General features: G+C 66.2%; 7 protein-coding genes. 3 read left to right on the top strand and 4 right to left on the bottom strand.

Features of this window, described 5'->3' with window-relative positions; translation table 11 throughout:
* Positions 1–182: 182 nt before the first annotated feature.
* From V3B25_RS01290 to V3B25_RS01280, 3 genes are read right to left on the bottom strand one after another with little or no spacing between them, the layout of a single operon-like run.
* On the bottom strand, positions 183–3,356 hold the full coding sequence (locus V3B25_RS01290; protein ID WP_049400218.1) for a multidrug efflux RND transporter permease subunit: 3,174 nt from the start codon (positions 3,354–3,356) through the stop codon (positions 183–185).
* A 15-nt stretch (positions 3,357–3,371) separates the two neighbouring features.
* The gene (locus V3B25_RS01285) at positions 3,372–4,640 is read right to left on the bottom strand and encodes an efflux RND transporter periplasmic adaptor subunit (protein WP_329809874.1); all 1,269 of its coding nucleotides are present in this window, start codon (positions 4,638–4,640) and stop codon (positions 3,372–3,374) included.
* Positions 4,640–5,296 (bottom strand): TetR/AcrR family transcriptional regulator, encoded by a 657-nt coding sequence (locus V3B25_RS01280; protein ID WP_032127669.1) that lies wholly within the window; start codon positions 5,294–5,296, stop codon positions 4,640–4,642. The genes V3B25_RS01285 and V3B25_RS01280 overlap by 1 nt, the downstream gene beginning before the upstream one ends.
* 250 nt (positions 5,297–5,546) lie before the next feature.
* Here V3B25_RS01280 and V3B25_RS01275 point away from each other — a divergent pair, with 250 nt between their 5' ends.
* From V3B25_RS01275 to V3B25_RS01265, 3 genes are all read left to right on the top strand, one after another.
* On the top strand, positions 5,547–10,523 hold the full coding sequence (locus V3B25_RS01275; RefSeq protein WP_329809873.1) for an NAD-glutamate dehydrogenase domain-containing protein: 4,977 nt from the start codon (positions 5,547–5,549) through the stop codon (positions 10,521–10,523).
* Between the two features lie 383 nt (positions 10,524–10,906).
* Positions 10,907–11,680, top strand: coding sequence for an NAD kinase (locus V3B25_RS01270; protein ID WP_329809872.1), 774 nt, complete (start codon positions 10,907–10,909; stop codon positions 11,678–11,680).
* 47 nt (positions 11,681–11,727) lie between these two features.
* The gene (locus V3B25_RS01265) at positions 11,728–12,672 is read left to right on the top strand and encodes a 5'-nucleotidase (RefSeq protein WP_005417414.1); all 945 of its coding nucleotides are present in this window, start codon (positions 11,728–11,730) and stop codon (positions 12,670–12,672) included.
* Between the two features lie 52 nt (positions 12,673–12,724).
* On the opposite strand, the gene V3B25_RS01260 is transcribed toward V3B25_RS01265, so the two are convergent.
* Positions 12,725–13,276 (bottom strand): DUF2939 domain-containing protein, encoded by a 552-nt coding sequence (locus tag V3B25_RS01260; RefSeq protein ID WP_049422073.1) that lies wholly within the window; start codon positions 13,274–13,276, stop codon positions 12,725–12,727.
* Between the last annotated feature and the right edge of the window lie 27 nt (positions 13,277–13,303).

The following is a 13,303-nucleotide window of genomic DNA, read 5'->3' as shown; positions in this document are numbered from 1 at the left end:
GTTCGCAATGTGGGCTGGATGCGACCTGCCTCCGGCGCCACCATTGGCACCGTGGTTGCACTGCTGCGCTGACACGTGGCACTGCAAAGCGCCAACCAAGGTCGGCGACTACCGGCTTCATGGCACGAATGAAAAAGGCCCCGGATCGCTCCGGGGCCTTTTCGTTTCAACTCACCGCCGGATCAACGATCCGGGCGGTGCGCGGCTTCCGCGTCGCGCTGGCGCTCCATGAATTCCTTGGAGGACTCATCCAGCTTGTCACCCAGCATGCGGCGCACGACCACGAAGAACACCGGGATCATCAGCAGGCCGAGCAGGGTGGCGAACAGCATGCCGCCGATCACGCCGGTGCCGATGGCGTGGCGGGAGTTGGCGCCGGCGCCGGTGGAGATCGCCATCGGGATCACGCCCATGATGAACGCGAACGAGGTCATCAGGATCGGTCGGAAACGCAGGCGTGCCGCCTCGATGGTGGCATCGCGCAGGGTTTTGCCTGCTGCGCGCTGCTCCACCGCGAACTCCACGATCAGGATCGCGTTCTTGGCGGCCAGGCCGATCACGGTGATCAGGCCGATCTTGAAGAACAGATCGTTCGGCAGGCCACGCAGCATCGACAGGCCGAGGGCGCCAAGCACGCCAAGCGGCACCACCAACAGCACCGCCACCGGGATCGACCAGCTTTCATACAACGCGGCCAGGCACAGGAACACCACCACGATCGACAGCACCAGCAGCAGCGTCGCCGCGTTGCCGGCCAGGATTTCCTGGTAGGACATGCCCGACCAGTCGTAGCCGAAGCCAGCCGGCAGATCGTCGTTGACGATGCCTTCCATGGTCTGCATCGCCTCACCCGAGCTGGTGCCCGGTGCCTGCGAGCCGACGATGTTGATCGCCGAGTAGCCGTTGTAGCGGCTCAGCGACGGCGGTGCCGACACCCATTCGGACTTGACCACCGTATTGAGCGGGATCATCGCATTGGTGCCGTCGGCATTCGTGGTCAGGCTGGAGGGGCTGTAGAAGCTCTTCAGCGACTCCTGGCCGGTGCGGTACGGACCATCGGCCTGCATGGTCACGCGCTTGATGCGGCCTTCGTAGAAGAAGTCGTTCACGTACACCGGGGCCAGCATCAGCTGGATGGTGCTGTACACGTCCGACACCGACATGCCCATCGACTGCGCCTGCACGCGGTCGACATGCAGCTGCAGCTGCGGGGCGTTTTCCAGGCCGTTCGGGCGTACGCCCACCAGATGGTCGGGCTTCTGCGCAGCCTGGCCAAGCAGGATGTTGCGCGCCTGGGTCAGCTGCTCGTAGCCGGCACCGCTGCGGTCCTGCAGCCACATGTCGAAGCCGCCGAACTGGCCGAGGCCCTGCACGGTGGGCAGGTTGACCACGAAGATCTGCGCTTCCTTGATGCCGTAGAACGCGCCGTTCATGTTCTGGATGAACTCGGGCGCGGTGAACTTGCGTTCCTCCCACGGTTTCAGGCGGATGAAGCCCATGCCCACGTTCTCGCCGGAACCGACGAAGCTGAAACCGGCCACCTGCAGCATGCCTTCATAGCCATCCTGCTTTTCCAGGATGCCACGCATCTGCGCGAACACTTCGTTGGTCTGGCCCTTGGTCGAGCCCGGCGGCAACTGCACGATCGCCAGCGCATAGCCCTGGTCTTCTTCCGGCAGGAAGCTGCCCGGCATGCGGGTGAACAGGAAGCCGCACAGTGCGGTCAGCACCACGAACAGGATCATCCAGCGCGGTGCATGGCGCACCGCCGAAGTGATGTGCCCCACATAGGTATGGCTGATCTTGTCGTAGTACTTGTTGAAGGTGCGGTAGATGATGTTCGGGTTGTCGTTGTGCGTCGGCTTGAGGAAGGTCGCGCACAGCGCCGGGGTGAAGCCCAGAGCCAGGAACGCCGAGAACGCCATCGAGATGGCGATGGTCAGCGCGAACTGCTTGTAGATCTCACCGGCGGCGCCGCCCTGCAGGGCGGACGGGATGAACACCGCGGCCAGTACGACGGTGATCGCCACCACCGCGCCGGTGATCTGGGTCATCGCCTTCTGCGTGGCCGGCTTCGGCGCCAGGCCTTCCTCGGTCATGATGCGTTCGACGTTCTCGATCACCACGATCGCGTCATCGACCACGATGCCGATCGCCAGCACCATCGCGAACAGGGTCAGCTGGTTGATCGTGAAGCCGATCATCCACATGCCCAGGAAGGTGCCGAGCAGGGCCACCGGGATGACCAGGGTCGGGATCAGGGTGGCGCGGAAGTTCTGCAGGAAGATCAGCATCACCAGGAACACCAGGAACACTGCTTCAAACAGTGTCTTGACCACTTCCTGGATGGAGATCTTGACGAAGGTGGTGCTGTCGTACGGCGAGAACCAGGTCACCCCGGACGGGAAGCTGGGCTGCAGCTCGTCCATCTTGGCGCGCACCGCATCGGCCACGTTCAGGGCGTTGGCGCCCGGCAGCAGCTGGATGGCGAAGGCACCGGTCGGCTTGCCGTTGTACTGGGTGTCGAAACCGTAGTTGTTGGCACCGAAGGCAACGCGGGCGATGTCCTTCATCAGCACCCGCGAACCGTCCGGATTTGCCCGCAGGATGATGTTCTCGAACTCCTGCGGCGAACTGAAGCGGCCTTCAGCCGAGACCGTGGCGGTGAAGTGCTGGCCTTCCGGCGACGGGTCCGAACCCAGCGCACCGGCGGCGAACTGCACGTTCTGCGCGCGCACCGCCGCCAGCACCTGGCTGGCCGACAGGCCATAACCCTGCATCTTCTCCGGGTTGAGCCAGATGTTCATGGCGTACTCGGAACCGAACTGCTGGGTGCTGCCGACGCCGGGAATACGCGAGACCTGGTCGAGCACGCGCGAGCCGACGATGTCGTTCAGGGCGTCACGGTTGATGGCCGGCGTATCGGACTGCAGCGCGATCACCATCAGGAAGCCGGCGTTGGCCTTGGCCACCACCACGCCCTGCTGGGTCACTTCCGAAGGCAGGCGTGGCGTGGCCAGCGAGACCTTGTTCTGCACCTGCACCTGGGCGATGTCCGGATCGGTACCGGTCTCGAAGGTCAGGGTGATCTGCGCGCGGCCGTTGGAGGCGGACGATGAGCTGAAGTACAGCAGGTGATCGATACCGGTCAGCTGCTGCTCGATCACCTGGGTGACCGACTTCTCCGTGGTGTCCGCACTGGCACCCGGGTAGGTCGCCGAGACGGTGACCTGCGGCGGGGCGATGTTGGGATAGGACTCCACACCCAGGTTGAGGATCGCGATCACGCCGCTGAGCGAGATCAGGATCGCAACCACCCAGGCGAAGACTGGATGTTCGATGAAAAATTTAGGCATGACGGAAGGTTCCCGTTACTGCTTGTTCGAATCGGTGGCGGCCGGCTTGGCCGCATCGGCCTGCTCGGGCTTGGCCGCGTCGGCCGGTGCCTTGGCTGCGGCCGGTGCTGCGCCCGCCGGAGCGGCGCCGCCTGCGGCAGGCTTGCCGTTGGCGTCCTGCCCCGGGGTCCACGGCTTGGCGACTGCCGGTGCACCTTCCTTGACCTTCTGCACGCCGGCCACGATCACCTTGTCACCGGCGGCCAGACCGTCGCTGACCAGCCAGTTGCCGTTCTGCGCGCCATCGGTCTTCACGTTCTTGCGCACGACCTTGCCGTCGGCACCGACCACCATCACGTAGCCGCCGGTGGTGTCGCGCAGCAGCGCCTGCTGCGGCACCAGGTAGGCGTTGTTGCGCTCGCCGAGGTTGGCCTGGAAGCTGACGAAGGCGCCGGGCAGCAGGATCTGCTGCGGGTTCGGCAGCAGCGCGCGCAGCGACACCGCGCCGGTGGCCGGGTCGACCGTGGTCGAGGAGAAGTCCAGCGTGCCCGGCTCGCTGTAGGTGCTGCCGTCGGCCAGCTTGACGTTGACCGTGGCCTTGCCGTCACCGGACAGCGCCAGCGCACCCTTGGCCTGCTGCGCGCGCAGCTGGGTCAACTCGTCCACGCTCAGCGAGAAGTTCACGTACAGCGGGTCGAGCTGGTCAACGGTGGTCAGCAGGGTCACATCGCCCTGGCCGACCAGCGCGCCTTCGGTGACCTGCTGCTTGTTGGCCACACCGCTGATCGGCGCGGTCACTTCGGTATAACCCAGGCTGATGCGCGAAGAGGTCACCGCCGCTTCGGCCTGCTTGACCGCGGCCAGCGCGGTGCGCTCGGCCGATTCGGCGTTGTCCAGGTCGGATTTGGAGACGAACTGCTGCGGCGCCAGCGAACGCGCGCGGTCCGCGGCCACCTTGGCATTGGCGTAGGTGGCGCGGGCCGAGGCCAGCTGGGCCTCGGAGGCATTGAGCGAAGCACGCAGCGGCGCCGGGTCGATCAGGAACAGGGGCTGGCCCTGCTTGACCTGCGAGCCTTCCTGGTAGACGCGCTTGAGCAGTACGCCCGGCACGCGCGCGCGCACGTCGGCGCTGCGGAACGGCGACAGGCGGCCGACCAGCTCACGCTGCAGCGGCAGGGTCTGCGGCTTGGCGTCGATCACGCCCACCTCCGGCGGCGGGGGCGTCTGCTGTTCCGGCTTCTTGCAGGCAGCCAGCGCGACAGCAACGGCGCACGTCAAGGCAAGGGTGCGGAGTGGGGCGGTCATCAGGAGGAACTCCGGGGTTGGTTTGAAGACGGGGCCGCCGACGGCTGAGGCGCGAAGGCGCGCAGGAAGCTGTCGACGGAGAACTCTGCCCAGCGCCGACGCAGCTGCGCGTCATCACGATGGGGGGTATGGAAACGCTGTTTGTCGAAATCCTGACCGGCGATCATGCTCAGCAGCAGTTCGGCCATGAAGTGCGGGTCGTCATGCCGGAGCTGGCCACGCATGCAAACGGTTTCAATCCATTCAGCAAGATGAAGCGTCAGCGCGCCGGCGCCATGCCGGTACAGCGTACGCGCCTCTTCGGGAAACTGGGCCGCGTCGGCGGCGATCAGCCGACAGGCCTGTCCTACGTGCGGTTGGTTGAAATGCTCCAGGAAGTCGGTGGCGAACTGGAGCAGGCTGGCACGCAGGTCGTCAGTGCGGAGTGCACGAACCATGGCTCCGGTAGCGTGGCCGACATGGCGCTGCATCACCCGGCGCAGCAGTTCCTGCTTGTTGCCGTAGCGCGAGTACAGGGTCTGCTTGGAGCAGCCGGCATGCTGGGCCACCGCGTCCATGCTCATCTGCATGCCCTGCTGGGCCAGCAGCTCGCGCACGGCATCGAACACGCGCTCATCGCGTGCGTCGAGGGCAACGGGGAGGTAGGCCGGGTTCACGCGGTGGACTATACCGTCCAGTTCAGGATTGTGGAATCGAATCGGCGTCGCCGCGTGTGTCTTCCGGTAACACGCTTTGCCGATCCTGTCGGCAGTGCTGAAGCGCGCGCCAGCACCATACCGGTGCGAACTGAATAGGCGTCTAAACCGCAGCAAACCCGAATCTGGTTATTCCGTCCTGCAGCAAGGCCTTTTCGTGCGGTAGGGCTACAATTTCATTTTCCCAACTGAGCAAGCGCATCGCTCTGCCATGAAACCGCAAAAAACCGCAGCCAAGACCGTGAAAAACAAGACCAAACCAGCAGAGTCGGAGGTCGCAGTGACCGCTGGTTTCTCCCTGGAGCCGGTGTACACGGCATTGCGCAAGCGTTACCCCGCGGCCGCACAGGCCGAAGCGGTGGCCTTCGCCACTGACTTCTACAAGCGCATGGAGTCGGACGAGTTCCCGCACCACAGCGCTGAAGAGTGGGCCGCTCTCGCGGCTGAGACGCTGGAATTCGCCCGTGCCCGCAAGGCCGGCAAGGCCAACGTCCGCGTGTTCAATCCGACCGCGAAGGCCAACGGTTGGGAATCGCCGCACACCGTGCTGCAGATCGTCAACGACGACATGCCGTTCCTGGTCGACACCGTCACCATGTCGCTGGCCGAACAGGGCGTGGGCGTCCACGTGCTGGGCCACCCGGTGCTGCGCTTCACCCGCGACAAGGCCGGCAAGCTGGTCAAGGTCGGCGAGGGTGATGCCGAGTCGGTGATGCTGCTGGAGATCGACCGCCAGCCGGCCGAAGCCATGGCGGGCATCGAGCAGGCCATCAGCAAGGCACTGGACGAAGTGCGTGCGATCGTGCGCGACTGGCAGCCGATGAAGGACAAGGCGCTGGCGCTGGCCGACGACCTGGGCAGCCGCCAGCTGCCGGTCGACGACGCGTCGCGCAAGGAAGCACAGGAATTCCTGCGCTGGGCCGCCGACAACCACTTCACCTTCTTCGGCTACCGCGAGTACCGCGTCGAGAAGCAGGGCAAGGAAGAGGTGCTGGCGCCGCTGAACGACACCGGCCTGGGCCTGATGCGCGGCAAGGACAAGTCCGCCGCCCGTCCGGTCAAGACCCTGGCCGCGCAGGGCCTGAACACCACGTCCGGGCTGAAGGACGCGCTGATCCTGACCAAGACCAATGCCCGTTCGCGCGTGCACCGCGCCGGCTACATGGACTACATCGGCGTGCTGGAATTCGACGCCAGGGGCAAGATCATCGGCGAGCAGCGCTTCCTCGGCCTGTTCACCTCCAGCGCCTACAACCGTCGCCCGTGGGAAATCCCGCTGGTGCGCCAGCGCCACGAGCACGTGATGAAGCAGTCGGGCCTGGCCTCGGCCAGCCACAGCGGCAAGGCCCTGCGCCACATCCTGGAAACCCTGCCGCGCGAAGAACTGTTCCAGTCCAGCGAGGACGAACTGTTCCGCACTGCCATGGGCGTGCTGGGCCTGCAGGAGCGCGTGCGCAGCCGCCTGTTCCTGCGCCGCGACAAGTACAGCCGTTTCATCTCCGCGCTGGTCTACCTGCCGCGTGAGCGCTTCAACACCGACGTGCGCCTGCGCATCGAAGCGATGCTGAAGGACGCGCTGCACGGCGAGTACGTCGACAGCTCGGTGGTACTGGGCGAATCGCCGCTGGCCCAGGTGCACCTGATCGTGCGCCCGAAGCCGGGCGAAATGCTGGACGTCGATACCGCCGAACTGGAGCAGAAGCTGGCCCAGGTGCTGCGCAACTGGCAGGACGACCTGCGCGAAGCGCTGGTGACCCGCCACGGCGAAACCGAAGGCCTGCGCATTGCTGCCCGTATCGGCAAGGCACTGCCAGCCGGCTACATCGAAGACAACAGCACCGCCGTTGCCGCCAACGATGTCAGCCAGCTCGACGCCCTGACCGGCCCGGACGACCTGCGCCTGAGCCTGCAGGCGGTGCCGCGTGAATCTGGTGATGGCCTGCGCCTGAAGCTGTATCGCCAGCTGGATGACATCCCGCTGTCGGACGCGCTGCCGATGATGGAAAACATGGGCCTGCGCGTGATCGCCGAGCGTCCGTACCGCCTGTCGGTCGACAACGCGCCGGTGTACGTGCAGGACTTCGAGGTCGAGTCGACCGCCGGCGCGATCGATGCCGCCAGCGTCGATGAAGCCTTCGGCGAGACCTTCGCCCGCGTCTGGCACGGCGATGCCGAGAACGACGGCTTCAACCGCCTGGTGCTGGCCGCTGGCCTGCACTGGCGCCAGGTCGCCATGCTGCGTGGCTACTGCAAGTACCTGCTGCAGACTGGCGTGCCGTTCTCGCAGGCCTACGTGGAAGGCACCTTCGCGCGCTACCCGCTGCTGGCCCGCCTGCTGGTCGAGCTGTTCGAAGCCCGCTTCGATCCGGCTACCGGCCATGAGAGCAAGGACGATATCGCCGCCGGCCAGGCCCAGCTGAAGGCCCACTTCGATGTGCTGGCTGCTGGCGACGACGCCACCCTGAAGGTGCTCAAGACCGTGGTCGACGCCCGCAAGGGTGACCGCGACGCGCAGATGCAGGCCGCGCGCGATGCGCTGCTGAAGCTGATGGACCGCGTGTCCAGCCTGGACGAAGACCGCATCCTGCGCTCGTTCATGGGCGTGATCGACGCGACCCTGCGTACCAGCTACTACCAGACCGATGCCAACGGCCAGCACGGCCATGTCATCAGCTTCAAGTTCGATTCGGCGCTGGTGCCGGACCTGCCGAAGCCGCGCCCGTACCGCGAAATCTTCGTCTACGGCCCGCGCGTGGAAGGTACCCACCTGCGCTTCGGCGCGGTCGCCCGTGGTGGCCTGCGCTGGTCGGACCGTCGCGAAGACTTCCGTACCGAAGTGCTGGGCCTGGTCAAGGCGCAGATGGTCAAGAACACCGTCATCGTGCCGGTCGGCGCGAAGGGCGGCTTCTTCGCCAAGACCCCGCCGGTGAACGGCGACCGCGACGCGATCTTCGCCAACGGCGTGGCCTGCTACAAGCTGTTCATCCAGGGCCTGCTGGACATCACCGACAACATCGTCAACAACAAGATCGTGCCGCCGGTGGATGTCGTGCGCCACGACATGGACGATCCGTACCTGGTGGTGGCTGCCGACAAGGGCACCGCGACCTTCTCCGACATTGCCAACGGCCTGGCCATCGCGCACGGCTTCTGGATGGGCGATGCGTTCGCCTCCGGTGGTTCGGTGGGTTACGACCACAAGGGCATGGGCATCACCGCACGCGGTGCGTGGGAGTCGGTCAAGCGCCACTTCCGTGCGCTGGGCCGTGACAGCCAGAGCCAGGACTTCACCGCGGTCGGCGTCGGCGACATGTCCGGCGACGTGTTCGGCAACGGCATGCTGCTGTCGCGCCACATCCGCCTGGTAGCTGCGTTCGATCACCGCCACATCTTCCTGGACCCGAACCCGGATGCAGCCACCACGTTCGTCGAACGTGAGCGCCTGTTCACCGTGCCGCGTTCGAGCTGGGCGGACTACGATGCCAAGCTGATCAGCAAGGGCGGCGGCGTGTACCCGCGCAGCCTGAAGTCGATCGAGATCACCCCGCAGGTGCGTGAAGTGCTGGGCCTGGACGAGAACGTCAAGGCGCTGTCGCCGAACGACCTGATGAGCGCGATCCTGAAGGCACCGGTCGACCTGCTGTGGAATGGTGGCATCGGTACCTACGTCAAGGCCGCCAGCGAGCAGCACAGCGATGTCGGCGACCGCGCCAACAACGCGCTGCGCGTGAACGGTGGCGAGCTGCGCTGCAAGGTGGTGGGCGAGGGCGGCAACCTGGGCATGACCCAGCTGGGCCGCATCGAAGCTGCCCAGGCAGGCGTGCTGCTCAACACCGACTTCATCGACAACTCGGCCGGTGTCGACACCTCCGACCACGAAGTCAACATCAAGATCCTGCTCAACGATGTGGTGCGGGCCAAGAAGCTGACCGTCGAGCAGCGCAACAAGCTGCTGGCTTCGATGACCGATGAAGTCGCCGAGCTGGTGCTCAACGACAACTACCGCCAGAACCAGGCGCTGAGCCTGATGGAGCGGATGGCGGTCAAGCGCCTGGGTTCCAAGCAGCACTTCATCCGTACCCTGGAGCAGCAGGGCCTGCTTGATCGCCAGATCGAGTTCCTGCCGTCCGATGCCGAGCTGTCGCAGCGCAAGGCACGCGGCCAGGGCCTGACCCGTCCGGAGCTGTCGGTGCTGCTGTCCTACTCCAAGCTGGTGGCGTTCGCCCAGCTGCTGGATTCGGACATTCCGGAAGATCCGTATCTGTCCAAGGAGCTGCAGCGCTACTTCCCGACCCCGCTGCAGAAGAAGTACGCCGACGCAATGGAGCGTCACCGCCTGAAGCGCGAAATCATCGCCACGGCCGTGACCAACCAGACCATCAACCGCATGGGCGCCACCTTCCTGATGCGCATGCAGGAAGACACCGGCCGTTCCATCGCCGAGGTCGCCAAGGCCTACACCATCAGCCGTGAAACGCTGGATGCGCGCGCGCTGTGGGCACAGATCGATGCCCTCGACGGCAAGGTGCCGGAGTCGGTGCAGATCGATGCACTGGAAGTGATCTGGAAGCTGCAGCGCTCGTTCGTGCGCTGGCTGCTGTCGCGCCCGGGCGCGATGCCGGGCATCACCGAAGCGGTCAACCGCTACCAGGGTCCGTTCAACGACATCCGCGTTGCTTCGGGTGTGCTGCCGGATTCGCAGCGTCCGACCTACGAAGCCCTGGTGGCCGAGTGGAAGGAAAAGGGCCTGCCGTCCGCGCTGGCACAGCAGCTGGCCGAACTGCACTTCCTGGAGCCGGCGTTCGACATCATCGAACTGGCCCGTACCCGCAAGCTGAAGCCGGTGGACGTGTCCAAGGTCCACTTCCGCCTGGGCGATGCCCTGCAGCTGCCGTGGCTGTTCGAGCAGGTCGACGCGCTGGAGGTCAATGGCCGTTGGCACGCCGTGGCACGTGGCGTGCTGCGTGACGAACTGGCGGCCAACCACCGCAACCTGGCGGGCCAGGTGCTGGGCACCAAGGGCAGCAGTGCTGAAGCCAAGGTGGCGGCCTGGATGGGCCGCGACGACAACAGCCTGCGCTTCACCCTGGCGATGCTGGCCGAACTGGCCGAGCAGAAGACCCTGGACTACCCGACCGTCTCGGTCGCGGTCCAGCGACTGGGCCAGCTGGCCGCGCATGGTGCGTAAGCGCATTCGCGCTGACGCCCCACGGTTTGCTCTGCAAACCGTGGGCCCCATGCCAACCATGCTCCCAGACCCCCGCGCCGTTGGCGCGCCCCCCTGACTCAGGGGGGCTCCTGATCTGCAGCAGTTGGAGGAACGGCCCCGCGAAAGCGGGGCCGTTCTGTTTCTGCCTGTTTTTCTGCGATCACTGACCCGACGCCGGCCGTCGACCTGTCAGGTGGATGACCGGCATATCCGCCGGGACCGTGAGCGCCATGGATGGCGCGATCGAGCCCCCAGGGACGGGTTTACGGCGTGTCCCGGCGGATATGCCGGTCATCCGCCCCGCGCGGTCCACCCCCCGGCGCTCGGTTATGCTCTTCACCAGTCCCCCCCCGGATCCACCGATGAGCGACACCCCCCGCATCGCTTTCCTGGCCAGCACCACCGAGCCCGCGCAGATGGCCCGCGCCGCGATGGTCTCGCGCTATGGCGATCACGCGCCGGAGCAGGCGGACGTGCTGTGCCCGCTGGGCGGCGACGGTTTCATGCTGCAGACCCTGCATCGGCACGGGCACCTGGGAAAGCCGGTGTTCGGCATGAAACTGGGCACCGTCGGCTTCCTGATGAACCAGTACCGCGGCGACGACGACGTGCAGGCCCGCATTGCCAGTGCCGAACCGGCCAACCTGCGCCCGCTGGAAATGGTGGCGCTGACCGAGTCGGGCACCAGTACCGGTTCGCTGGCCTACAACGATGTGTCGCTGCTGCGCCAGACCCGGCAGGCGGCGCATATCGGCATCGACCTCAACGGCCAGGAACGTGTCGCCGAACTGATCGGAGACGGCGTGCTGGTGGCCACCCCGGCCGGCAGCACCGCCTACAACTATTCCGCGCACGGACCGGTGCTGCCGCTGGGCTCGCACACCATCGCGCTGACGCCGTTGGCCCCGTACCGGCCGCGACGCTGGCGCGGGGCGATTCTCAAGGCCGACACCGAAGTGCGTTTCCGCGTGCTCGATCCGTACAAGCGCCCGGTCAGCGTCACAGCGGATTCGCACGAGACCCGCGACGTGGTCGAGGTGACCATCCGCGAGTCGAAGGACCGCCGCGTGACCCTGCTGTTCGACCCGGAGCACAACCTGGAAGACCGGATCCTGAGCGAACAGTTCGTTTTTTGACGACAATAGGCGGCCGGCCGCGCCGACCGCTTGAAGGACCCCCACCGATGGGCGACAACTCCCCCCGTTTGCTGACCGTCGCGGTGACCTCGCGCGCCTTGTTCGACCTCGAGGAAAGCCATGCGCTGTTCGAGAGCGATGGCGTGGCGGCCTATGCCGAATTCCAGCGCCAGCACGAGGACGATATCCTCGGGCCCGGCGTGGCCTTCCCGGTGGTGCGCAAGTTGCTGGCGCTGAATCAGGGCGCCAGCCCGGAGAACCCGCGGGTCGAGGTGATCCTGCTGTCGCGCAATTCGGCCGATACCGGCCTGCGCATCTTCAATTCGATCCAGCACTACGGCCTGGGCATCATCCGCGCAACGTTCACCGCCGGCGAGCCGACCTGGCCGTACGTGAAGCCATTCGGCACCGACCTGTTCCTGTCGGCCAACCCCGAATCGGTGCGCAGCGCGCTGCGCCATGGCATCGCGGCGGCGACCATCCTGCCCAAGCCGCCGGGCGAAACCGCCGCCGCGGCGGCCGACCAGATCGATACCGGTCGCCCGGCCGGTCAGCTGCGCATCGCCTTCGACGGTGACGCGGTGATCTTCGGTGACGAAAGTGAGCGCATTTCGCGCGAGCAGGGCGTGGAAGCCTTTGGCCGCCACGAGCGCGAACGCGCCCGCGAGCCGCTCAGCGGCGGTCCGTTCCGTGGCTTCCTGTCGGCGCTGCACACGCTGCAGGAAGTGTTCCCGGCCGGTGACAGCGCACCGATCCGTACCGCGCTGGTGACTGCGCGTTCGGCGCCGGCGCACGAGCGGGTGATCCGCACCCTGCGCGAGTGGGGCGTGCGCCTGGACGAGGCGCTGTTCCTCGGTGGCCGCCACAAGGGCCCGTTCCTGCAGGCGTTCGGCGCCGACATCTTCTTCGATGATTCGCAGCACAACATCGACAGCGCCCGCGAGCATGTGGCCGCCGGCCACGTACCGCATGGCGTTGCCAACGAAGGATAGGGTCTGGTAGTCGCCAACCTTGGTTGGCATTGCCGTCAGGCCATGGGTCCGGTCAAGGGCTGCCCGACATCCCCAGCTGCAGGTCCACCACCTTCCAGCGCAGGCCCTGCGGTTCCAGCACCACCTTCATTGGCGGCTGGCCGGGGCCGCGATCGACATCGATCACGAAGCGGTCCAGCGCTTCGAAATGATGTTCGGCATGCTTCAGCGGCCGCGCGGGTTCGGTCGCGCCGAAGGCATCGCCGCCCTGCAGTTCATTGCGGCCGCGCTTCCACAGCACGTGACCCTGCAGCATCGCGCCGATCCCGGTCGGGGTCACCATGGTGTCCACCGCGGCACCACCAAGCTGGTCGCCCAGCCCGTACAGCAGGGCACCGAACGGGCTGGCCGCCACATCCGGGCCGGCTTGGCGCACCAGATAGTCATTGAGCTGCGCGCGCAGGCTGCTGCGCACGCGCGGGAAATCGACGTAACGCTCCAGGCGCGCGGTGTCGCGTTGCTCAACGGCCTTGGACAGGCCATTGACGGTCATGTACGGGCCGCCGAACCACCAGGCGGCCAAGGCCAGGACCAACAGCCCAACGAGTGCGGTGAGTTTCTTCATGCCGCCCAGACTGCCGCAACCGCAGCA

This window comes from Stenotrophomonas sp. SMYL8 (genome assembly GCF_036320065.1).
Classification (GTDB): Bacteria; Pseudomonadota; Gammaproteobacteria; order Xanthomonadales; family Xanthomonadaceae; genus Stenotrophomonas; species Stenotrophomonas maltophilia_A.
This window is presented reverse-complemented; position numbering and strand designations above follow the sequence as displayed.